The organism is Streptomyces sp. NPDC060205, assembly GCF_042728395.1.
In the GTDB taxonomy this organism is placed as follows: Bacteria; Actinomycetota; Actinomycetes; order Streptomycetales; family Streptomycetaceae; genus Streptomyces.
Window position 1 is genome coordinate 1 of the sequence record NZ_JBHWZP010000143.1, and the last position, 23,141, is coordinate 23,141.

Below are 23,141 nucleotides of genomic sequence, written 5' to 3' on the forward strand. Positions count from 1 at the left end.
ATGCGGACGGGTCCTGCGTCAGCGTGTGCGGCTGTACACGTCGTCCATGCGCCGGAGCAGATCTCCGGAGTTCACCGCGCCACTCATGAGTTCCTGCGCGCCGATCAGCATCTCCTGCTGGACCTTGGGGCTGGGCCAGCTCTGGTCCGGATACCCGGTTGCCCGGCCGTCGCGCTGAGCGGCCAGGACGGGACCGCTCACGGCGTCCTCCTCGAAGCCGGGTGAGGGCAGGGCCGGAGCGTTGCCCGACACCTTGGCGTACGCGGCCTGCGCCGACGCCGTGGCCAGGAAATCGATGAATTTGCGGGCCAGTTCCGGGCGGTGGGCCTTGGCGTTGACGGCGTAGGAGATCCCGACGGCGACCGGGACCCGGGTCTGCCGGGGGTCGTCGGTCGCGGGAAGCGGGGAGATGGAGAACGTGGTGCCCTTCACCGCCTTCTCCTTCGCGGCACCGACGGCCTGGGTGACATGGACGGAGCCCAGTGCCTTGCCGGAGCCCACCATGGCCATCTGCTCGTCGTAACCGGTGCCGTTGGGGCTGTCGTTGAAGCAGTGGTGGTCGCGCAGGGACAGATATTTGTCCAGGGTCTGGCGCCATCCGGAGGAGCTGAACCGGGCCTGTCCCTGCTGCTGGCGTTTTGCAAAGCCGGGGTCGCGGCCGTAGACCAGGCTCGCCGACAAGGCGTAGGGGACAAGCTGGCTGACCCAGGAGTCCTTCTGCCCGAGTGCCAGGGCGACCCTTCCCTGGCGGCGGGCATCGGAGCAGAGGGTGAGGAGTTCACTCCAGGTGGTCGGCTTGGTGTGGCCGGTGGCCGCGAGGGCCTGGTCGTTCCAGATGGCCCCGATGCCGCCGATGGTGACGGGCAGAGCCGCGAGATTTCCCTCGGCGTCGGCGGACACTCTGCGCTGCTCGGCGGTGAGCTTCTTCCCCCAGGAGGTTCCGGTCAACGGGCTCAGCAGGCCCTGCTCGGAGAGAGCACCGACGGACACTGCGCCGCCCTGGCCCGGCCAGACACGGAACACGTCCGGGGCGGTGCCCGCGGCGAGCTGAGTGCGGATCTGCTGGGTATAAGCGCCGTCGTCCTCGGTGAAGACGGCACGGACGCGAATCTCCGGGTACGCCTTCTCGAATTCCGCGATGACCGCCCGGGCGGGGTCCTCGCCGCTGGCGACAAGGGTGAGGACGTTGTCCCCTTCGACCTTTTCCATGGTGGAACAGGACGCGGTGACGGCCAGCACGGCGAGAACGGCGGCGATCGATGTTCCCACGCGTGAGAGTCGCCGACGAGTAAGGCGGCCTGTAGGGAGGGTGAGAGACACGGAATTATCCTTTCAGTCCGCCGGCGAAGCCCTTGATGACGTACTTCTGCAGGGCGAAGTAGACGACCAGGACCGGGATCACACTCATCAGAAGTGCGGCGAAGACAAGCTCCCACTGGGACACGAACTGACTGACGAATCCGTAGATCGCGACGGGCGCGGTGATGGTGCCGCTACCCGACAGGTAAAGCAGCGGCGTGAAGAATTCGTTCCAGATACCGACCGTGTTGAGGATGATCACGGTGCCGGTGATCGGCCGGAGCAGTGGGAAGACGATGCGCACGAACGACCGCAGAGGTCCGCAGCCGTCGAGCAGGGCCGCCTCCTCGTAGTCGGTGGGCAACTCCCGCAGGAAAAGGGTGTACAGGAACACGGAGAACGGGATCTGACCGCCGACGTTGATCAGGACGAGGGCCCACAGCGAACCGAGCAGATTGAGATCCCGCATCGTCGTGTAGAGGGGGAGGAGGGCGAGTTGCCCCGGGATCAGCAGTCCGCCGACCACAAAAACGAACGCGGCACGTGACCAGGTGCGGGTCACCCTGGCGAGAGGGTAGGCGGCCAGGGACGAGATCGTGACGATGAGCACGACGCTGCACGCGGCGACCACGACGCTGTTGGTGAGTGCGGCACCGAGGTGTGCCTGTTCCCACGCCTCGCCGAAGTTGGCGAACGTGGGCGGCCAGTCCGGTGCGAGCGCGTTCGCACTGCTGCCGTCCTTGCGCAGCGCGACGCTGAGCAGACTCAGCAGAGGAATGACATAAATGACGGCGAACAGGAGCAGCGCTGTCTCGCGCAGCGAGGTGCGCCATGTGTAGCGGTGATGCATTACGAGGCCTTCCTGAGGGTCAGCCGGTACTGAACCGCGGCCAGGCTCGCGATGAGCACGGTCATGACGACGGACAGCGCGATGGAGAGGGGGAACTCGCCGAGCGCGAAGGCGTTCTTGTAGATCGTGGTGGAAATCGTCTCGGTCGCCGTGCCGGGGCCGCCGTCCGTCATGGCGAGCACCTGGTCGAACTGTTTGAGGCTGCCGATGAGGCACAGCATCACGTTGATGACGACGGCACCGTTGAGGAGCGGCAGAACGACACTGCGGAAACGGCGCCAGACGCCGGCGCCGTCGATGGTGGCGGCCTCCAGGATTTCCTCGGGAATGGCCTGCAGTCCGGCGAGATAGATGACCATGGAATATCCGGCCGACTGCCAGATGATCTCGGCCGCGATCGCATAGAGTGCGATGCCGGGATCGCCCAGCCAGTCGTGGGCGAGCGAGGACAGGCCGACGCCGCGCAGGACGGAATTGACCGTGCCCTCCGGGGAGAGCAGGTAACTCCATACGTATCCAGCAACCAGTGGTGTGAGCACCACGGGAGCGAAGAACACCACGCGAAGCACATAGCGGCTCTTGACCAGGTTGTTCACGCCCAGGGCGAGCAGCAGGCCCAGCACATTCTGAAAGACCGTCACCAGGGCGGCCAGAACAACGGTGTTGAGCAGGGCGGCGCTGGCTCCTCGATCGGCCAGTACATCGGAGAAATTGTCGAGGCCGACCCAATTCCAGTCCGAGGTGATGCCGTCCCAGTCGGTGAAGGCGTACATGCCTCCGCGCAGACTGGGCCACACGATGACGAACGCGTAGACACAGACGGCCGGGAGCAGGAACCAGAAGGGGGCCCGGATGCCCGAGCGGCGCTTCTGCCGCCTCGGCGGGGCCGGCGGTCCGGCCACGGCGTCCGAGCGCACGGGAGGGCGCTGAGCGGTGGTGGAGCCGTGGACGCTGGTCACCTCAGCTCCCCGAGATGGCGCGGGCGGCCCGGGTGGCGACACATGAGGCGTCCGTTGCCTGCCGCGGCACGATCGTCTTGCCGAGCCGAATGTCCGGCACGTCTGGGAAGGGGTTGTGCGTGGTCCGGAGTCGGGCCCGGGGATGTGTCACGGCTCGTTCCTTTCGGGAGGGATGGCACGGCACCGGCACCCGATCCGGCGACGTCCGGCTGCGGAGAAGCGCGGGATCGGAGGTGGGGTCGATGTGCGGCAGACGATCTGTGTCACTGCGGTGCTCTGGGCCGCGGGAGACCTGCTACGGGCAAGTGGGGGCGAAGAAACGCGGCGGGACGGTCATGGTCGAGGGCCGACATCGAGCCCTGGCCCGGCAGGTTCTGACGCGCTGCCCTGGTAAGGCGCAATGCATCCGGGCGTACGGACTCACCGGCGCTGTTCCGGGGGTGGTGGGGGCGCAGGCGTGAGTCGGCGGAGTGCGTCCAGTGGGGAAAAGCCGTGCAGAGTCACGTCGTTCATATACGTGTCTACAGGTTATGTTTGTATCCAGATTGCAAGCACGTTAGAAACGTTTCAATCACGTGTCAAGAGTCCTGGCAGGCGCCGGGCCTGCCCTTCTCCGTACACGCAGGCCTACCCGACGTAGCCCTTGACGGCTTGGTTGAAACGTTCCTAACGTACCTTCTGGCTCCGAGGTCATGAACGGTGTACATCTACGTGAACGCGTAGCGGGCAACGTTGTCACACGGAGGACGGCCGATCCGGTGCCGCCCCCCGACCCCGCCGGTGAGCTGTCGCGCCGGCGCTACCCGGACAGGGTCGAACTCCCCGGACGAAAGGAAACCATCCATGCCCGCTCCTGGTAAGCGTCTTGAGGCCTGTCTGTGGCTGACGCCCAAGATCTTCGACGACCTGGACGACCCGGAGCCCGGCGTCGAGGAGTTCTTCACCCATCACGCGGCCTGGTGCGAGGACCGCGAGGTCACCGTCGTCTTCTGCGCGGGAAACGGCGACCACGTCCTGAACTACACAGGACAGCGGCAAGAGACCTTCGACTGGGCGCGATACAACTGCTACGCGGCCGAGACGAACCCGACCGGTCCGGCAGCCCTCAGCCGCCGGCACAACGCCGACTGGCTGGCACGCGTACGCGAGGGCGGTGAGAGGTCGGCCAACCCCTACTCCGCCGGCCCCATGTTCACCCTGTCCGAGCAACCCCTCGACTACCACCGCCTCGCGGGGATCTACCGGGCGCTGCGCGAAGGAGCGGAGCGGCACCACATCGAGCTGACGTTGCTCGAATACCTGGAACCCGGACCCGAGTTCTGCCGCAGCGAATGGAAGACGGTCCGCCACCCCGAGGTTTCCGCCGCGGCCGCCGACGCGGGCGGTCACATGGTGCCCGGCGTCATCGACGTCACCCTGCCGCTGGCCGCGGACGAGCGGGCCTACCGGGCCTTCCCGCAGGGCCTGCCGGCCGGCCTCCCCGCCGGGGACTTCGTGGCCGCGCAGACCGCGGCCTTCGTCGACGACTTCCAGCTCGACGGAGTCATGCTCGGCAACCAGTTCGGCCTGGTCGGCTTCTGGAACCCGGACAACGCCCCCGAGCTCACCGCCGAACGCACCGCGGGCATCGAACGCTTCTTCCGGCAGGTACGCGAGAAGCTGGGCCGTCGCCGCGTCTACTGGATGGACACGTACTGGCGCGCGGACGTCGAGAAGAGTGCCTGGGGAATGACTGACGCCTGTTACGGCACGCTCGACGCCGTCCTGGTGTCCACCTTCGCCGTGTTGGTCGAACGTACCGAGATCGTGCCGAACCTCCTGAGCAAGTCGGCCCTCGCCATGGATTCGGGCCCGCGCATCCTCTTCGGCCTCGACTTCGTCGACCCCTGGTACTGGTACCGCACCCATCTCGACGACCGGCGCACCTACCTCTACCAGCGCGAGATCCTGCTCCAACAGGCAGCTCACATCGACGGCGTCTCGTTCTTCGCCAACGACACGTTCGGCCACTATGTGCCCCAAGCGCCACTGGAGGAGACCCTTCGGGGTGTACGCGCGGCCGATGCCACCTCCCCGGTGCGTGCCCAACCCGTACCGGGGCGCAGCCTGTCGACCGGCGGATGATTCTGCCGTTCCCCCCCGCCGGCGCCTCGGCGTCCTCCCTCACACGCACACCTCGCCCGTCACCGAAGGGACGCAGCATGAGCGACACCGCCGCCACCGACTCCCCGAGCAGCGCACTGGACCGCATCAGCCGTCCACGTACGCGCGTGGGTCTGGTCTCCGGTGGGCTCGGAGCCTACTGGCCCCAGTTCCCGGGGCTGCTCGACCAGTTGCGGCAGTCCGCCGATCTCGTCAGCGAGCGTTTCGCGAGCATGGGCTGTGACGTCGTGGACGCGGGATTCATCTCCGATCCACAGGACGCGGCCCGGGCCGCGGAGAAACTGCGCAGGGCGGACTGCGACCTGGTGGTCACCTTCCTGACCACGTATCTGACCGCCTCCATGGTCCTGCCGATAGCCCAGCGCGCCCACGCGCCCGTGCTGGTGATCGATCTGCAGCCCACCAAGGCCATGGATCACGCCAACACCGACACCGGCACGTGGCTCGCCTACTGCGGGCAGTGTCCGCTGCCCGAGATCGCCAACGTCTTCCGCCGCAGTGGCATCCCGTTCCGCTCTGTGTCGGGACATCTCCACGACGAGAACGCCTGGGCCCGCATCGGGCGTTGGATCGCGGCAGCATCGGTACGCAAGGTGCTGCGGAACGGGCGGCACGGCCTGATGGGGCACCTCTACCCCGGAATGCTCGACGTCTCCACGGACATGACCCTGGTCTCTGCCCAGCTCGGGGGTCACATGGAGGTGCTTGAGTTCGACGACCTCCGGGTCAGGGCGGCGGCGGTCGGGGACAAGCAGGCCGCCGAACGGGTGGCCCTCGCACGTGACCTCTTCACGCTGGACCCGTCCGTCAACGAGGAGGACCTCCTGTGGGCGGCACGGGTCTCAGTCGGCCTGGACCGTCTCGTTGACGACTTCGACCTGGACAGCGTGGCCTACTACCACCGTGGGCTGGAGGGCGAGATCCATGAACGCCTCGGCGCCGGCATGATCCTCGGAGCCTCGCTGCTGACGGCACGCGGTGTTCCCATGGCGGGGGAGTTCGAGCTGCGCACCAGTCTGGCCATGCTCGTCGCCGACACTCTGGGTGCGGGGGGTTCCTTCACGGAGTTGCAGGCCCTGAACTTCGACGACCAGGTCGTCGAGATGGGGCACGACGGGCCCGCTCACCTGGCGATCAGCTCGCGCGAGCCGCTGCTGCGAGGACTCGGCGTTTACCACGGCAAGCGGGGCTGGGGTGTCAGCGTGGAGTTCGACGTGAAGCACGGGCCCGTGACCGCGTTCGGACTCGGCCAGGAGGCGGACGGCACCTTCGTGTTCGTCGCCTCGGAGGGCGTGGTCGTGCCCGGTCCGCTGCTGGAGATCGGCAACACGACATCGCGGGTGGACTTCGGGTTCGACCCGGGGGAGTGGACGGACGCCTGGGCCGCCACCGGCATCGGCCACCACTGGACACTGTGCACGGGCCATCGCGCCAAGGATCTGAGAGCCTGCGCGGACCTCCTGGGCCTGCCCTTCCGCACGGTCACCCAGGCGAACGTCTTGTAGAGGGACCACTGTTGGCCCGGGCCGCCGAGGCGGACCCGGGCTGCTCGGGGTTCGGGACCGGACGGTCGGCGTGCCGTGGTCGGCCGGGTCGGAAAGGTTCACTCGGACCGGCGACGTGGCTTGCACCGTGTTGTTCGGCTCCAGCAACCAGGCAGGGCGAGACGATGGTCGACGGATTCCCCGCCGGTCACGCCTCGGGCCGCCCGCGCTGCTCGGCTTGCCACGCCTCGTAGCGGTCCAGGACCGCCGGCATCTCCTGGCCGAGGAACCAGTAGAAGTCCCGCATGTCACGAAGGCGCGCGATCGCTCTGCCGCTGGCTCCCTGTGTCTGGCTGAGGGCCGCGTCGAGAGCGGTCAGCGTGTTGTCGACGATGTCGGAACCCTCGCGGAACATACGGATCCACAGGTCATCGCGCACACGGTAGTGATCCCGACGGGTGTCCGGCGAGACGCTCCGCTCGACCAGTCCCATACGAAGCAGCAGCCGACCGGAATTCGAGACCGCGGCAGGGCTGAGGCCGAGCACGCCTATGAGGTCCTTGCTGGACATGTCGACCTCTTCGGTGGCCATCAGGGCGCCGAGCATGCGGGCCGCTGCCTTCGGCATCCGCTCCGCGAAGTGTTCGGCGAGCCGTTCGGTGAGTTCTTCCTGCCATTCATTGGCAGCTTCCGATCGCGACATGACGTCACGCTATCAGAAGTAGCCATTTACTTTTTTGTGAATGACATCTACTGTCTCCGGTTTAACGGCTGCAGGCCTGTAGCCGATACTCATGGCCGGCCATCTGGAGGCCCCATGGACGGAACGCAGTTCCTCAGGTCGGTCGCGCGTCGCGTGGACGCCTGGACGGGCAGGTGGGAGGCCCCCGGCTTATCGGCGGCAGATGGCGTTGATCGTTTTTGATGTGCGCAGGTGATGCGCCGCAGGTGACCGGCCGCCGATGGCATCACGGCCGGTATGGAACGTCCCCACATCCTCCTTTCCCCGGAGATCATCGTGTCCGAGACAGCCCCGTCCCCTCACGTCCGATCCGCACCCGCCACTCTCGCCGTCCTGGCAGCCCTCGCTGTCGCGATCGGCGCGGTGGAGAGCCTGCCGTTGCCCGCGCTCCCGCTCATTCAGCGGGAACTGGAACTGACCCCGGCCCAAGCGGGCCTGCTGTCCACCACCCTGCTGCTCGCCGGCTCGGTCACGGTGCCGATCACCGCCAAGTTCGCCGACGCGTTTGGCGGACGCCGCGTCCTGCTCGCACTCGTGTGGTGCATCGTGGCGGGCGGCGCCGTCTCGGCGTTCGCCGGCTCGCTGCCCGTGATGCTGACCGGCCAGTTCCTGCAAGGGCTCGGCGCCGGAATCATTCCCGTGGCGTTCGTCGTGCTGCGCGAGCTGTTCCCTCAGCGGATGTCCGCGTCGGTCGGCATGGTCATGGGATGTTTCACCGTCGGCAGCGGTGCCGGAGTGCTGATCGCCGGGCCCCTCGCGGACACGCTGTCGCGGCGCTGGATGTTCCTGCTGCCCACGCTGCTCGTGACGGCGCTGGCCGTCATCGCCTATTTCATGCTGCCGCACGGAACGACTCCGCGGAAGAGACCGGCCGCGCGCACGGACTGGCTCGGCGGTCTCCTGCTGGCAGCGACCCTGGGCACTCTGATGTTCAACCTGTCCAAAATCCCGGAGAACGGATGGCTGTCGGCCACCACCTGGGGCCTACTGACCCTGACCGTCGTCTTCGGTACGGCGTGGGTTCTCGTAGAGCGCCGGGCCGAGGACCCGGTCGTGAACCTGCGCATGCTGGGACGGCGGGGCGTGTGGAGTTCCAGTGCGGTCGCGGGCGTGCTGGGCGCGGGGTACGCCGTGCCGTACTTCCTGATCCCCCAACTGCTCGCCCTGCCGGCGGAAGCGACCGGCTTCGGCTTCGGGGCCTCGGCGAGTGACATCAGCCTGTACTTGTTCCCCGCGGTGGTCGTCGCGGTCGTGGTCGGTCCGGCGGCCGGAGCGCTGGTACGCCGGGTAGGTCCCCGGGCCGTTGTCGTGGGTGGCCTGATCGTGACGGCATCGGGTCTGCTCTTCGCGTTGAGATGGCACAGCTCCCCCTGGCACATCGTGTTGGTCCTGCTGCTCACGGTCGGTGTCGGTGTGGGCGCCGCGTCCACAGCCCTGTACATCGGAGTGATCGAGTCTGTCGAGGCGGCCGACACGGGAGTCGCGACCGCCATCGGCGGCGTCGCACGCGGTGTCGGAGCGGCGATCGGCGTCCAGATCGCCGCCGCGATCATCACTACGAGCGCGAGCCCTACGACACACCTGCCCACCGAAGGGGGATTCGAGAGCGGCTTCCTCCTTTCCACCGCGCTCGTGCTGCTCCCGCTCGTGATCGTGCGCTTCCTTCCCGGCAGGGCCTCCCAGACGGCAAGCCCTGCACGGGATGAAGGAGCTACCGGGGCGGCACTCCGCTGACCTGCACGAGCCGACCTGTACGAGCTGATCTGTACGAAGAGAAAGACGAGACACGTATGGCCATCGACTGGCAGAGCCGATACGCCGTGATCCAGAAGCTGTTGGGCGACCAGTCCGATCTTGTGATCAACGGCGAAGTGCACCCCCGGTGGATTGGAGAATCCAGCTGCTTCTGGTACGTCCGCCAAGCGCCCGACGGGCGGGAGGTGAAGGTCGTCGACGCCCGGACGAAGGAGGTCAGGACACTGGAACTGGGCCCGGTCTGGGCGGCACTGGAAGCCGCTCTGGAGACGAGCATCGACGCCGTCCATGCCGACCTGGGCAGCTTGGACCTCGCCCTCGGCCCGCTGCGGGCCACCTTCGAGTTCCACGGACGCCGCTGGGAGTACCTCCCCGAGAAGGACCGCCTGCGGGACTGCGGCGGCGGGACCGGGGCGTCGTCCCTGCACGCGCCCGACGGGAAGACAGCCGCCTTCGTCCGTGACCACGACCTGTGGGTCCGCGATCTCACGTCCGACGACGACAGGCAGCTCACGAACGACGGTGAGGAGCTCAACGCCTACGCGAGCCCACCGCTCGCCTACCGCGCCTCGGCGCGGATGCGTGGTGAGGCCGCCCAAGGACTGTGGTCACCCGACTCGCGGTACTTCCTCACCCTGCAGACCGACGAGCGCCACGTCCCGGAACTGCCGTGGGTCGACTTCGTACCGGAACCCGGTGCCCGACCGGCCGTCCACCCGCAACGCACCAGTCTGCCCGGGGACTCACGGGTCACCGAGTTCCGGATGTTGGCCCTGGACGTCAGCACGGGCAGGCAGATCGAGGCCCGCTACCCGCGGTTGTCAGCTGTCCGCATGAACGACACGGTCTTCGCCAACGGCCTCGCCTGGTGGAGCCGGGACGGCCGGACCGCGTACTTCGTCGACATCGAACGCGGCGAGATGTGCGCCCACGTGGTTGCCTTCGATCCCGCCACCGGTACGACCGAGGTGGTGTTCTCGGAAACGTCGGACACGTCGCTGGAACTCGGTGTGAACGTCTACGCGCGCACGTTGGTCACTGCCGTCCCCGGTACCGACGAACTCATCTGGTACTCCGAACGTTCCGGCCGCGGACACCTGTATCTCTACGACCTCACCACCGGGGCCCTGAAGAACGCGATCACCAGCGGAGAGTGGCAGGTCCGCGAAGTGGTGGGAGTGGACGTCGAGCGCCGTGAGCTGCACCTGCTGGCCGGGGGGATCACCTCCGACGAGGACGACCCCTATCTGCGCCGCCCCTGCGTGGTCTCTCTCGACGGCGGGGACGTCCGCGTCCTGTCCGACGAGCCCGGCGACCACACCGTCTGGAGTCCCGGAGACTTCGGCCTGGTGACCCTGCACATGATGAGCGGCATCGACTCCAGTCGTGTCTCCGGGTTCTCACCGGACTGCCGGTACTTCGTCGAGACCGTCTCGCACCCCGGCCGGCTGCCCCATACGGTGCTGCGGAACCGGAACGGTGAAGCCGTGCTGGAACTGGAGAAGGCGCAGAACGTCGGCCTGCCCGAGGACTGGGAGTGGCCCGAGCCGGTGACGCTCAAGGCCGCCGATGGCGAAACCGACATCTTCGGACTGCTGTTCAAGCCTGCCGACTACGATCCGGCACAGTCGTATCCCGTCATCGACCACATCTACGGCGGGCCGCAGATCCAGCACACCCCCAAGGCGCCTTTCACGGACTATCGGGAGACCGCCACATTCCTGGAGACCGCAGCATTCACCCGCCTCGGCGCCTTCGCACTCATCCTGGACGGTCGCGGCACCGCCTTCCGCGAGCGATCGTTCCGCCAAGCCTCCTATCGCGCGGCCCAATCGGCCTCCGACATCGACGACCACATCGCCGGAATCCGGCAACTCGCCGAGCGGTACCCGGCGATGGACCTGTCGCGGGTCGGCATCACCGGATTCTCCGGCGGGGGGTACGCGACCGCTCTCGCCGTCCTGCGCCGTGGCGACTTCTTCAACGTCGCGGTGGCCGGCGGCGGCAACTACGACCAGACGCTGTTCTGGCACGGGTGGGGCGAGCGCTACCACGGCGCGTTCGACATCGAGCACTACCGGACCCAGGCCGCGCGCACCTATGCGGACGGCCTGGCCGGAAAACTCATGCTCATCCATGGCCTGCGCGACGCGGGCTGTCATCCGGCTGGCTTGTTCCAGTTCACTCAAGCCCTCATCGATGCCGAGAAGGACTTCGATCTGGTGGTGCTGCCCGACGCGGGCCACGAGATGACCGGTTACGCCGTCCGCCGACGGCTGGACTACTTCGTCACGCATCTGTTGGGTGACACTCCGCCACGTGGCGTCAAGATGGCATCTCCGTTCAGAGAACTCCTGCGTGCCAAGACCGCGGCGAACGCCCCGGGCCCGACCGCCGGAATCAGGGACCCCCTTGACTGAACCATGCAGCCAGGCGGTACTCGGCCCGAGCCGCGGCTGCGCGGACCCGGGCCGAGCCGACCGGACTCAGGGCTGGATGGTGAGTGTGTCGTAGTCGGACAGGTTGGTGAGGTTCACCTGGGCGAGCGTCGTGGCCGGGGCGGTGCTCCCCGGCATCACCACGTTCCGCAGGGCGACGTTGCTGATCGGGGCGCTGGGCTGTCCGTTGACGCGGGCCGGCGTCGTGCCAGCGTCGCGTATCCGGATGTTCGACAGGGTGACGTCGCGGATGGGGCCCGCTCCCAGGGTGTTTCCGGTCCACAGGGCCAGCCACGTCCGGTTGCTGTCGTTGCTGTAGCTGAGACTCTCGACGTCGATGTTCTCGAACTGCACGTTGCTGGCGGTCGCTGAGCCGTACTTGTGGTGAATGCCGATGCCCACCGCCGCATCGTGGACCACCACGTTCCTGAATACCACGCCGTCCTGGCCCTGGATGACTCCCTGGCCGACCTTGACGCCGTAGCAGTACGTCCAGGACACGAGGTCGTCGAACACGACGTCGGACAACGGCCGCGGCGTGCCCGGCACACCACGGAAGAGATCCACGTCGCTGTTCCACGTCTTGGTGCTGAACGGATCGTCCAGTCCGATACCGATGGCATGAGTTACACGGACGTTGCTGGACTCCATGACGTCGATGCCGTCGTTCTCGCCCATGTCGAACCGGTTGAACATCTTGATGTTCGTGAAGCGCATGTCCGTCGACCGGGTCGGCATGATCGCCCAACTGCTCGACTCGCGGAAGGTGATCCCATCCACCCGAAAATTCGAGGTGTAGATGGGCGTCAGCAGGTTCACGCCGAGGTTGTCGGGGGCCAGGGAGGCCTGGCCGTTGCCGTCGATGATGCCTCGTCCGTGGATCGAGATGTTCTTGGACGAGTAGCGCGTCGAGAGGAACCAGGTGATGTCCCGCTGCTGCGAGTCCTTGTGCCAGTGGACGTCGTAGTGCTCGCGTTCGCCCGTGTAGCGCAGCACCGCTCCCGGTTCCAGGTACAAGGAGAGATCGCTGCGCAGATAGAGGTTGCCGAGGGTGTACACGCCCGCCGGAACGTAGACGATGCCCTGGGTCCCGTGGGCCGATCCCCAGGCCGCGGCGTCGTTGAGTGCTGTCTGAAAGGCCGTCGTCGCGTAGCCCGAACCGGGCTGTGCGTCGTACGGCGCGCTGCGCACGTTGAACACGCCGTTGCCCGAAGAGGCAGGTCGGTCCGTCTCGACGGGGTCGATGGCGATGACCAGTTTGGGCCGGCCGTCGAGCTTGACGACGAGGTAGGCGTCCTTCTGGACGGTGAATCGGAGGGTGGAGCCACTGACCGTGCCGGTGAGGCCGAGTTTGACCGGGCTGATGGAGTAGGAACCGATGGAGGTGTTGTTGATTTTTGTGAGGGCGAGGTCGGTTTGCCCGCTGCCCATCGCGAACTGCGCGATGTCGTAGCCCGGGTACCGGGTCACAGGGACGCCGACTCCTCCTGCGGTCAGCGTGTAATCGGCCGAAGCCTGGTAGATCGAGGCCACGGGATACACCTGCACCTCGGCGGGTGCGGCCTGCGCGGTCGTGGGCAGGGCGACGAAGGACGTCAACACCATGAGCAGGGTCGTGACGAGGAGCAGGACGCGCTGCCGTGGCCCCGGGCCGCGGAGCAGGGGGCGTATTCGTCTGGTCGCTTCGAATCGTTTCAACATCTGGGAGTTCGTTCCCTCCAGGTCAGGCCTCGCGAGGCATGGGGGAGGCCGGGAATGTGCGTGCCACGACAAGGTGGCGTGCGGAACCGGCGGGTGATGGCGCGCCACGCTAGCTGAAGGAGTCTTATATGTGAACACCCTTCACAGGTGCGTCAGAGGCTTGATCGAGGCCCCTGGCGTGGCCTTTTCCCTTTCGGGCAACTCTTTGCGCGGCATGAGGCGTCAAAGTTGCAGGTGGGAGCGCTCCATCTCCATATGCAGACAACGTTGTCAACATAATCAAACAACTGGCGCACACTTGTTGACCCTCCCGCTATGCCGTATCTACAGTGCGCTCATCGTTCACAAGCGTGAAACGATTCATGTACATGGACGGAGCCGCCATGCGAACCGCTTCCTCTCGCATCCCACTCGCCCTCCTCGCTCTGTCGGGACTGCTGGCCGGCCTCACGGCCTGCGGAGCCGGAGACGACGGCTCGTCCAGCGCCGACGCGCCCCTTGAGGTGTGGACCCGGAGCGGACCGGAGCCGGGTGCCACCTACAAGAAGGTCTTCGCCGCCTTCACCAAGAAGACGGGCATCAAGGTCGACTACCAGCCCGTGATCGAGTTCGACAAGCAGCTCCAGGCGCGCGCCTCGTCCAAGAACCTCCCGGACGTCTTCATCAACGACTCCTCGGCGCTCGGCTCCTACCAGTCGCAGGGATTGCTCACCCCGCTGGACCGCCAGTCGATCGCGGGCGGCAAGAGTATTTCCGACACCAACTGGAACTACGCCCGCGGCATTGACGGCAAGACCTACGGAGTGCCCTTCTCCCGGCAGGCCTTCAACACCTACATCCGCAAGGACTGGCTCAAGAAGCTCGACCTCAAGGCGCCCGCGACCTGGGACGAGTTGACGAAGACTGCCACCGCCTTCGCCAAGAAGGACCCTGACGGCAACGGCAAGGACGACACGTACGGCATGGTCGTCCCCGGCTCCTCCGAACGCGGCTACCTCGCCTGGTGGGCCGCCTCCTACATCTGGCAGGGCGGCGGCGACTTCATCAAGAAGACCGGCGACGCGAAGTACGAGAGCGTCATCGACTCGCCCGGCACGGCCGCCGCGGTGAAGTGGATCAAGACACAGTTCTGCACCAAGGGCAACGTCCAGCCCGGCGCACTGACCTCGACCACCTCCAACGCCCCGCACTTCGGCGAGGGCACCGCCGGTATCTACCTCACCGGCCCGTACATGATGTCCGGCTTCGATCAGCAGCTGGGCAAGGACAAGTACGAGATCATCCCCACTCCCGCGGGACCCGCCGGCACCACCACGCTCGCCGAGGGCGAGAACATCTACTTCGGGGCCGGCTCCAAGAAAACCGACGCGCAGAAGAAGCTCGCCGAGTTCCTGATCACGCCTGAGGCGCAGAAGATCGCCATGGAGAGCGCCACCCAGCCCGTGGTGCGCATTCCGGTGAACACCACCCTCAACGCGGCCACGGTCAGGGACGACGACCGCTGGCAGACGGTGCAGACGCAGTACGACGAGGACTCCCGAGCCTTCCCCCTCGACATCGACTTCACCGCGGTCAAGCAGACCGCGGCCGAGGGACTCAACAGGATCGTCGCGAGCTGCGGCAGCGACAACATCGCCTCGGGCCTCAAGGAGTTGGACAAGGACATCACCAGCGAGCTCGAAGCTCAGGACCTGACGTGAGCGCACCAGTGATCGACCGCCCGCCCGCCAAGGCGACCGGGCCGGAGCGGCGGCAGCGGACACACCCCCGTATCCGGCGCAGAAGCGCACTGCCCTGGCTCTTCGTCGGCCCCGCGCTCCTGCTGGCCCTGTACTTCAAGTTCATCCCGATGTTCAAGGGCATCAGGATGAGCCTGTACGACGTACAGCCGTTCCTCGGTGACCAGTGGGTCGGTCTCGACAACTACCGGAAAGTGCTGGAGGACGAGCGCTTCCGGGAAGCCATCGGGCACACCCTGCTGCTCGGCGCGGGACAGACGTTCGGCGCCATCGCCGTCGGGTTTGTGCTGGCCCTGACTCTGGAGGGCCAGAGCCGCACCCTGTGGTTCCTGCGCTCGGCCGCGTTCCTGCCGGTGGTCACAGCCACCGCGGTGGTCGGTGAGATCTGGCGTCTGCTGTACTCACCCACCGCCGACGGCTTCGTGAACACCGTCCTCGGGTACGTCGGGATCGGCCCCCTGCCCTTCCTGGACAGCCCGGACAGCGCCCTGTGGTCCGTGATGACCGTCGGCATCTGGATGGGCGCCCCGTACAACATGGTCATCCTGCTGGCCGGCCTCGCGGGGGTCGACCGCTCGCTGTACGAGGCGGCCGCGATGGATGGAGCCTCAACTCTCCAGCGGCTGCGGTACATCACTCTGCCCGCCCTGCGGCCGGCCATGACCATCGTCCTGACGCTCGCGGCGATCCGCAGCCTGCGGACCTTCACCGAGGTGTACGTGCTGACCGGGGGAGGGCCGGCCGGTTCCACGGAGGTATGGATGACGAGGGTCTTCTCGCTCGGCTTCGAACGCAACGACCTGGGGGTCGCCTCGGCCGCCTCTGTGGTCCTGCTCGCCGTGACCCTGCTGTTGACGCTCGGCGTCACCCTTCTGCGGCGAAAGGCGAACCGATGACCACGCCGACCACCCAGGCGGTCAGGCCGAGATCCCGCTTCGCCGGGTCCCGCACCGACAGCGGTCGTTTCGAGACGGCCCTCGGCTGGACGCCCCGGCTCGGTCCGGCCCTCGTCCTGCGGGTCGCCCTGTGCGCACTGATCCTGTTCGTCTTTGCCGCGCCGTTCGTCGTCATCCTCAGCGGTGCCTTCGACGCGGACGCCCGCGCGACTTCGTTGTCCCTGTTCCCCGGCGACACGACGCTGCAGAACTTCGAGGTCGCGGACAGCCGGAACATCTGGGGCTACTTCACCAACTCCCTGGTCATCGCCGGTGGCGGGCTCCTGCTGCAGATGACGGTCTCCGTGCTCGCCGCCTACGCACTGGCCCGCCGCCGGTTCCGCGGCCAGGCGCTGGTGATGTCGCTGTTCCTGCTCACGATGATGCTCCCGGAAGAAGTCATCGCCGTCCCACTGTCCCTGGTGATCGGCGATCTGCCGGTGCTGCACGTCAGCCTCAAGGGAACCATGCTCGGAGTGGTCCTGCCGGTCGGCATCTGGGGCTTCTCGATCCTGGTCATGACCGAGTTCATGCGGGAGATCCCCGCTGAGATCGAGGAAGCCGCACGGCTCGACGGCGTGGGGGAGTTCCGCATGCTGTGGCAGATCGTGCTGCCCCTGTGCCGGCCCGCGCTCGGTGTCATCGGAATCTTCGGGTTTTTGATGATCTGGGACCAGTACCTGCTGCCGCTGATCGTGGCGAACGACCCCGGCGACTACACCCTGACCGTGGCCCTGTCGGTGATGCGCACCGATCCCGTCGTGGGCCCGGGTGCCCTGCTCGCGGGCGCCCTCATCGCGCTCGTTCCGAGCTTGACCGTCTATTTCTGCCTGCAGAGTTCCATGATCCGCGGCATTTCCGCGGGCGCGACCAAGGGATGAGGACCACCCGACGAACCTGTCCGGAGTCCTCTCCCTCCCGACCACCACGCAGAAGGAACCACCGCAGTGGCTCAGTTCGACATGCCCTTGGAAGAACTGCGCGTCTACCGACCGCAAGCGCCGGCCCCGGACGACTTCGACGCGTTCTGGACCCGGACCCTGGCCGAAGCGCGGACTCACCGGCTCGACGCGGTGTTCGAACCCGTGCCGACACCGCTGACCACGGTCGACGTGTTCGACGTGACGTTCGCGGGCTACGCCGGCCAGCCCGTCAAAGGCTGGCTCGTCCTGCCTGCGGGAACCCGTGAGCCTGTACCGCTTGTCGTGGAGTTCGTGGGATACGGGGGAGGACGAGGCCTGCCGCACAGCCACCTCCGTTATGCCGCGCTCGGCTGCGCCCATCTGGTGATGGACACGCGAGGGCAGGGCAGCGGATGGTCGGTGGGCAGCACTGCCGACCCGGAGGGCAGCGGCCCCGCCCACCCCGGTTTCCTGACACGCGGCATCGAGGACCCCGACACCTTCTACTACCGCCGGCTCATCGTGGATGCGGTGCGGGCGGTGGAGGCCGGGCGGTCATATCCGCTGACCGACGCGACGCGCACCGCGGTGGTCGGCGTCAGCCAGGGGGGCGGCCTCGCCCTGGCAGCCGGTGGTCTCGTACGGGACGTGACGGCCGTCGCACCCGACGTGCCGTTCCTCTCCGACTTCCCCAGAGCGATCCACCTGGTCGACCGGATCCCCTACCGCGAGGTAGCCAACTACCTGACCGTGCACCACGGCCGAGGCGAACAGGTACTGCGGACCCTGTCCTACTTCGACGGAGTGCACTTCGCCGCCCGCGCCCGGGCCGCGGCCTTCTTCTCTGTCGCGCTGCAGGACCGCACCTGCCCGCCGTCGTCGGTGTTCGCCGCGTTCAACTCCTACGGGGACCAAGACAAACACATCGAGGTCTACCCGTTCAACGACCACGAAGGCGGCGGGCCGACACAGGAAGCGGCCCAGCTGCACTGGCTCGCCGGGCGTCTCGGCCTGGCCGACCGGGCGGTCAACGTACCTGTATCGCTCCACCGTTGACGGAGATGATCTGCCCCGTGATAAAGCGTGAGTCGTCGGAGACGAGGAACTTCAGCACGGGAGCCAGGTCACCGACGGGGTCTCCGAGCTTCCCGCCCAGAGGGATGACGTGGACCTGCTGTGCGTCGTGCGCGGCCAGCTCTTCGGGGCTCATGCGGGAGCGGTAGTTCTCGTAGCCGTCGGTCCACATCATGGGATTCACGGCGTTCACACGGATGCCGTGCCTGCCCCACTCCGCCGCGAGCGTCCGGGTCAGGGAGTGCACGGCGCCCTTGGCGGCCGAGTAGTGAGCGCCCCCCGGGTAGGGGACAAGTGCCACGTCGGAGGCGAAGTTGATGACACAGCCGCCGTGTGCCTTGAGGTACGGCAGTGCTGCCTGCGCGGTGAAGAACGTGCCCTTTGTGTTGACCGCGAAGACACGGTCCCAGTCCTCCTCGCTCAGGGTCTCAGCGGGAGCGTGCATCTCGACACCGGCCACGTTCACGAGGGCGTCGAGGCCGCCCAACGCCTTGACGGCCAGGTCGAGCGCCTGCCGCGTGTGCGTGACGTCCGAGACGTCGGCCAGGTAGTAGGCCGCGGTGCCCGGCCCCTCGGCCGTGACCTTTTCCGCGAGCCGGCGCCCCGGCTCCTCGCTGACTCCGAGAACGGCCACCTGAGCCCCGGCCCGGGTGAAGGTCTCGATGGCGGCTGCGGAGATGCCCCGCGAGCCGCCCGTTACGATGATGCGCTTTCCTGTGACAGACACGAAAGATCCTCTGCGAACACGTGCTCGGCCACTCCGTCACGGATATGGCCCTTACCCTGCGATCTTGCGCATGCGGGCGAAGAACGGCCAGTTCAGACCATGCTCATTTGGCTGTCATCTTGCCGACTGGCAGGGGGCGGCAGCCACGATGCGGGGTGAGGCAGTCTGCCCCCGCACTGTCACCTGCCGCTCCAGGGAACCGACGGCACACCTGCCAGGGGTTCCGTCCGACGGTGCCGCCGAGCAGGTGCAGGGGTCCCGCCGTCACCCCCGCGCGTTCCGTGGCCTGTCAGTAGGCGAGGGTCGCCGTTTCGTCCACCAGGCGGTGCGCGAAGGTTAGTTGAGGGCCGACTACATGCAGGACTGATTCCGCCCGGCAGGAGACGATGGTTCCTTCCAGCCATGGCTGGGCGAGGTAGGGGCGAGATCCTGCACATCATTTGGGCCTGTGCCCGGGCGGTTGCGGGCGTTCATGATGGCGCTGGTCAGCGTGGCCGTCTCGGTGGTGAGCTTCGCGAGCACCGCGACGCCGGCCTCAGAGCGGGTAGCGGACACCGGTGAGTTCTTCCGAGAGTGTCCACAGCCGCCGCTGGGCCTCCGCGTCGTGGGAGCGGGGGTGGGAGTCGGTGCGGCGGGGGTCTCCGCGCATCTCGCCGGGACCCTTGGGGCCGTAGTACTCGCCGCCGAGCGCGGCCGGGTCCGTGGCAGCGCGCAGTGCGGGCAGCGCGCCGCGTTCCGCGCTGTGGGTCAGCAGCGGTCCGAGGACGGTGTTGAGGAGGCGCATGTGGGTGGGCGCGTTGCGGGTCAGGCCCGTGGAGGCGCCGCCGGGATGTGCGGCCAGCGCCGAGGTGTGGGCGCCGGCGGAAGTGAGCCTGCGGTGCAACTCGTAGGTGAAGAGGAGGTTCGCGAGCTTGGACTGGGCGTAGGCGGCCTGCCGGTCGTACCCGTGCTGGGAGTTGAGGTCCTCGAAGACGATGTGGCCGCCCTTGTGGCTGTTGCTGCTGATGGTCACGACCCGTGAGCCGGGGGTGGACAGCAGTTGGGGCATGAGCAGGCCGGTTAGGGCAAAGTGCGCCAGGTGGTTGGTGCCCATCTGGAGCTCGAAACCGTCGCTCGTGCGCGTCAGTGGTGTCCACATGACTCCGGCGTTGTTGATCAGCAGGTCAAGGGTGGGAAGCCTGACGGAGATGTCCTGTGCCGCCTCGTGGACGGACGCGAGTGAGGACAGGTCCAGGAGTTCGACCTCCACGGAAGCCTCAGGTGTGGAGGCGGTGATCCGGTCAGCCGCCCGGGCTCCGCGCTCGGCGTCGCGCACCGCCAGTATGACGTGTGCTCCGTGGCGGGCCAGGGCGTCGGCGATCGCGAAACCCAGGCCTGAGCCCCCTCCGGTGACCACGACGTTGCGTCCCGCCTGGCTGGGTATAGCTGTCGGGGTCCATGCTGCGAGCTGGTTCATTGTGTCTCTCCGTGATTCGCGATCCTGCTCGCGATCGTGATCATGATCGCGAGAGGCGGCACCACCGGGTAAGGTGAGTGGTGGTTCATGTTTATCGTGAACCATGGTTCATCTTTTTGCAAGCGTCCCCCTTGGAGGGCTCATGACCCAGGCCCGAGCGCCGCGCGCCGATGCCGTACGCAATCGCAAGAAGATCCTTGCGGCGGCCCGGGAGCAGATCACGCTCCATGGCCCTGGTATCGGCATGGACGAGATCGCAGCGGTGGCGGAGGTGGCCGTGGGAACGCTCTACCGTCACTTCCCCACCAAGACCGACCTTGTCGGCGCCGTGGTCGCCGAGTACATCGGCGAAGTGGCGGACGACGCGGAGGCCGCCACGGAACGGGTGCGGTCCGGAGCGGGCGCCATGGAGGAGATCGAGGCATTTCTAGGCCGGACCGTGGAGGCGTCCGCCAGGGACCGGGTGGTCAAGGCCGCCGCCCAAACGCTGGGAGCCGCCTCGGCCGACACGGCGGAGGAGGCCAGGGCGCGTGCCGCGCTGGCCACCCTGATCGCCGCGGCGCAGACATCGGGAGACCTGCACGCGGATGTCACGGTCGAGGACTTCTACCTGCTCCTCAGCACGGCTCCCTCCGACCAGTCGCCGGAGGCCCGGGCCCGGTGGCTCACCCTGACCCTGCCGGGGCTCACCAGCAGGGGACGTGCACAGGACGCCTGATCGCGGACGACTCGACACCGCGATCCGCTCGAAACGCCCGTCAGGGGCCGGTGTCGGAAACAGGGCGACCGGATGGCATGGCGGGGCTGGGCGACATGGCGGGACCGCTTGGCGAGGGAGCCGCCACGAGGCCGCTCTGGTACGCGATCACGACCAGTTGTGCCCTGTCTCTCACCTGCAGCTTCGTCATGGTCCGGTTCACATGTGTCTTGACGGTGACGGTGGCGACGAACAGACGGGCGGCGATGTCGTCGTTGCTGAGTCCCGCGGCGACCAGGGCCAGCACCTCGGACTCGCGCGGCGTGAGCGTGGCCAGTTGCTGGGGCGTCGCCAGCCGCTCGGTCTCCGGCTGGGACAGGAGCCGGGAGATGAGGCCCCGGGTGGCGGTGGCGGACAGGAGCGCGTCGCCGCGCGCGATGGTGCGGATGCCTTCGATCAGTTCTCTCGGACCCGCCCCCTTGCCCAAGAACCCTCCGGCGCCCGCGCGCAGCGCCTCCAGGACGTAGTGGTCGACCTCGAAGGTGGTCAGGATGAGGACCTTCACGCCCGCGAGGTCCTCGTCGGCGCTGATGGCCCGGGTCGCCTCCAGTCCGTCCATGTCGGGCATCCGGATGTCCATCAGGACGACGTCGGCGCGTGTGGCGCGGACCAGGCGCAGCGCCTCCCGGCCGGTGGACGCCTCACCGACGACCTCCAGCCCGGGTTCGGATTCGATGAGCGAGCGCAGGCCCGCGCGGATCAGTGCCTGGTCGTCGGCGATCAGGATGCGAGTGGTCATGGTTGCTTCCCGGGTGGTTGGGGCGGGGTGGTCATGAGTCCTGTCCGCCGGTCAGTGGAAGGGTGGCGCGCACATGGAAGCGCTGGTCGTCGTCGGGGCCGGTGCGGAGGATGCCGCCGACGGCGTGGGCGCGTTCGCGCATCCCGATCAGACCGAGGCCGGTGCCGCCCTGTTCCGGTAGTGCGGGGCGGCGGGGCACAGGGTTGGCGATGTTCAGGGTCAGGGCCGTACGGGTCTGTGTCACCGTGACCTCGGCCGTCCCGGTGCCGTGTCGGTGGGCGTTGGTGAGGGCTTCCTGGATCAGGCGGTAGGCGACGAGGTCCGTGGAGGCGGGGAGCGGGGGCATGTCGCAACCGGGCGTCCAGTGCACCTTGAGACCGGCGGAACGATAGGTGTCGATCAGTTGGGACAGTTGGGCGATGCCGGGCGAGGGCTCGGTCGGAGGACGGCCCTCGTCCTGTGAGCGCAGGACACCCAGCAGGCCGCCCAGTTCCTCCAGCGCAGTACGGCTGGCTCTGCGGACCTCTGCGAGCGCCTCGGTCGCGGTCGCGGGCCGGGTCGACAGCAGGTGCTCGGCCACACCTGCCTGAAGGTTGATCACGGCGATGTGGTGCGCGACGACATCGTGCAGCTCGCGGGCGATGTGCAGACGCTCTTCCGCCACCCGACGGCGCGCCTCCTCCTCCCGGGTGCGTTCGGCGCGTTCGGCGCGCTCCTTGATCGCCGAGATGTAGGCCCGGTGGCTGCGCACGGCGTCACCGACTCCGGCCGCCATGCCGATCCAGCCGAAGCGGCCCAGTGGATCGCTGGGATCCGACTGCTCGGGGCTGAACACGACGGCCACCGTGGCCAGTACGAGTGCGACCGGGACAGCGCAGGCCCAGGCGGTCCGGCGGTCGGTGGATACGGCGACGGTGTATACGGCGAAGACCACGGGGGCGACGAAGGTCTCAAGACCGGAGCCGCAGGCGACGGCGATCATGGCGATGACGGAGGTGACGGCGAGGGTGTGCAGGGGCCGCCGTCTGCGGACGGCGAGCGCGACGCAGGAGACCGCGAGCATCAGGAGGGCGGGCAGGCTCTTCGTCGGTGCCGGCTGATAGTCGTCGGGTGAGAGGGCGAGCAGGAGATAGAGCGCGGCGGCGGCCACGGCGTCGAGCGTGGCGGGCTGCCGGTCGGCGAGCAGCCGCAGTCGATCGAGCAGGGCCAGCACGTGGTCGTGGAGCCCGGGCGGCCGTGCCGAAGCGGGATCCGGAGCCGAGCCCTGGGCCGGCGCGGTGGTGGCGGGCGGGCGCCGGAAGCCCTTGAAGAACTTTCGCTCGCTGGTCACAGGACACCTCACGTCGGCCGGGGCGGCGGCTCGGGGATCGATCGGGACGATGGTGGGCGGACACGCCCGTGGCTCCGCCGCGGCGCGGGGG

18 protein-coding genes are annotated in these 23,141 nt (G+C 67.6%); 9 read left to right on the forward strand and 9 right to left on the reverse strand.

Going from position 1 to position 23,141, the window contains the following annotated elements; all coding sequences use genetic code 11:
- Positions 1–18: 18 nt before the first annotated feature.
- Genes ACFWGJ_RS24075 through ACFWGJ_RS24085 form a run of 3 tightly spaced genes read right to left on the reverse strand, consistent with a single transcriptional unit; the run spans position 19 to position 3,108 of the window.
- Positions 19–1,269 carry an ABC transporter substrate-binding protein gene (locus tag ACFWGJ_RS24075; RefSeq protein WP_387327987.1) on the reverse strand — a complete coding sequence of 417 codons (1,251 nt, stop codon included), beginning with the start codon at positions 1,267–1,269 and terminating at the stop codon, positions 19–21.
- Between the two features lie 55 nt (positions 1,270–1,324).
- A complete protein-coding gene (locus tag ACFWGJ_RS24080; RefSeq protein ID WP_387327989.1) occupies positions 1,325–2,149 on the reverse strand; it encodes a carbohydrate ABC transporter permease in 825 nt (274 codons plus the stop codon).
- On the reverse strand, positions 2,149–3,108 hold the full coding sequence (locus ACFWGJ_RS24085; RefSeq protein ID WP_387327993.1) for a carbohydrate ABC transporter permease: 960 nt from the start codon (positions 3,106–3,108) through the stop codon (positions 2,149–2,151). The genes ACFWGJ_RS24080 and ACFWGJ_RS24085 overlap by 1 nt, the downstream gene beginning before the upstream one ends.
- An 843-nt stretch (positions 3,109–3,951) precedes the next feature.
- On the opposite strand from ACFWGJ_RS24085, the gene ACFWGJ_RS24090 reads away from it, so the two are divergent.
- Both ACFWGJ_RS24090 and ACFWGJ_RS24095 read left to right on the forward strand, forming a co-directional pair.
- Positions 3,952–5,232: a hypothetical protein gene (locus ACFWGJ_RS24090; protein WP_387327995.1), complete on the forward strand. Its 1,281-nt coding sequence runs from the start codon at positions 3,952–3,954 to the stop codon at positions 5,230–5,232.
- A gap of 77 nt (positions 5,233–5,309) precedes the next feature.
- Positions 5,310–6,776, forward strand: coding sequence for an arabinose isomerase (locus ACFWGJ_RS24095; RefSeq protein WP_387327997.1), 1,467 nt, complete (start codon positions 5,310–5,312; stop codon positions 6,774–6,776).
- Between the two features lie 187 nt (positions 6,777–6,963).
- On the opposite strand, the gene ACFWGJ_RS24100 is transcribed toward ACFWGJ_RS24095, so the two are convergent.
- Entirely contained in the window at positions 6,964–7,458 is a 495-nt protein-coding gene (locus ACFWGJ_RS24100; RefSeq protein ID WP_387327999.1) for a GbsR/MarR family transcriptional regulator, read from the reverse strand.
- A 315-nt stretch (positions 7,459–7,773) separates the two neighbouring features.
- Here ACFWGJ_RS24100 and ACFWGJ_RS24105 point away from each other — a divergent pair, with 315 nt between their 5' ends.
- Together ACFWGJ_RS24105 and ACFWGJ_RS24110 are read left to right on the forward strand one after the other, a co-directional pair.
- Positions 7,774–9,231, forward strand: a complete 1,458-nt coding sequence (locus ACFWGJ_RS24105; protein ID WP_387328002.1) for an MFS transporter — start codon at positions 7,774–7,776, stop codon at positions 9,229–9,231.
- Positions 9,232–9,287: 56 nt separating this feature from the next.
- Positions 9,288–11,672 carry a DPP IV N-terminal domain-containing protein gene (locus tag ACFWGJ_RS24110; protein WP_387328004.1) on the forward strand — a complete coding sequence of 795 codons (2,385 nt, stop codon included), beginning with the start codon at positions 9,288–9,290 and terminating at the stop codon, positions 11,670–11,672.
- A 66-nt stretch (positions 11,673–11,738) separates the two neighbouring features.
- On the opposite strand, the gene ACFWGJ_RS24115 is transcribed toward ACFWGJ_RS24110, so the two are convergent.
- The gene (locus tag ACFWGJ_RS24115; protein ID WP_387328006.1) at positions 11,739–13,391 is read right to left on the reverse strand and encodes a glycosyl hydrolase family 28 protein; all 1,653 of its coding nucleotides are present in this window, start codon (positions 13,389–13,391) and stop codon (positions 11,739–11,741) included.
- 383 nt (positions 13,392–13,774) lie between these two features.
- Here ACFWGJ_RS24115 and ACFWGJ_RS24120 point away from each other — a divergent pair, with 383 nt between their 5' ends.
- The 4 genes from ACFWGJ_RS24120 to ACFWGJ_RS24135 all read left to right on the forward strand — a co-directional run bounded on the left by ACFWGJ_RS24120 (position 13,775) and on the right by ACFWGJ_RS24135 (position 18,023).
- Positions 13,775–15,091, forward strand: coding sequence for an extracellular solute-binding protein (locus tag ACFWGJ_RS24120; protein ID WP_387328009.1), 1,317 nt, complete (start codon positions 13,775–13,777; stop codon positions 15,089–15,091).
- Entirely contained in the window at positions 15,088–16,026 is a 939-nt protein-coding gene (locus tag ACFWGJ_RS24125) for a carbohydrate ABC transporter permease (RefSeq protein WP_387328012.1), read from the forward strand. Before ACFWGJ_RS24120 ends, ACFWGJ_RS24125 begins: the two co-directional genes overlap by 4 nt.
- Entirely contained in the window at positions 16,023–16,946 is a 924-nt protein-coding gene (locus ACFWGJ_RS24130; RefSeq protein WP_387328015.1) for a carbohydrate ABC transporter permease, read from the forward strand. Before ACFWGJ_RS24125 ends, ACFWGJ_RS24130 begins: the two co-directional genes overlap by 4 nt.
- A 66-nt stretch (positions 16,947–17,012) precedes the next feature.
- Complete coding sequence (locus ACFWGJ_RS24135; protein WP_387328017.1) at positions 17,013–18,023, forward strand: acetylxylan esterase; 1,011 nt, start codon at positions 17,013–17,015, stop codon at positions 18,021–18,023.
- On the opposite strand, the gene ACFWGJ_RS24140 is transcribed toward ACFWGJ_RS24135, so the two are convergent.
- Entirely contained in the window at positions 17,995–18,768 is a 774-nt protein-coding gene (locus ACFWGJ_RS24140; protein WP_387328019.1) for an SDR family NAD(P)-dependent oxidoreductase, read from the reverse strand. The two genes, ACFWGJ_RS24135 and ACFWGJ_RS24140, sit on opposite strands and share 29 nt — an antisense overlap.
- A 535-nt stretch (positions 18,769–19,303) precedes the next feature.
- Positions 19,304–20,224 (reverse strand): oxidoreductase, encoded by a 921-nt coding sequence (locus tag ACFWGJ_RS24145; protein ID WP_387328021.1) that lies wholly within the window; start codon positions 20,222–20,224, stop codon positions 19,304–19,306.
- 142 nt (positions 20,225–20,366) lie between these two features.
- On the opposite strand from ACFWGJ_RS24145, the gene ACFWGJ_RS24150 reads away from it, so the two are divergent.
- Complete coding sequence (locus ACFWGJ_RS24150) at positions 20,367–20,942, forward strand: TetR/AcrR family transcriptional regulator (protein WP_387328024.1); 576 nt, start codon at positions 20,367–20,369, stop codon at positions 20,940–20,942.
- Between the two features lie 40 nt (positions 20,943–20,982).
- On the opposite strand, the gene ACFWGJ_RS24155 is transcribed toward ACFWGJ_RS24150, so the two are convergent.
- Entirely contained in the window at positions 20,983–21,720 is a 738-nt protein-coding gene (locus ACFWGJ_RS24155) for a response regulator (protein WP_387328026.1), read from the reverse strand.
- 31 nt (positions 21,721–21,751) lie between these two features.
- The gene (locus ACFWGJ_RS24160) at positions 21,752–23,050 is read right to left on the reverse strand and encodes a sensor histidine kinase (RefSeq protein WP_387328029.1); all 1,299 of its coding nucleotides are present in this window, start codon (positions 23,048–23,050) and stop codon (positions 21,752–21,754) included.
- Positions 23,051–23,141 lie beyond the last annotated feature (91 nt).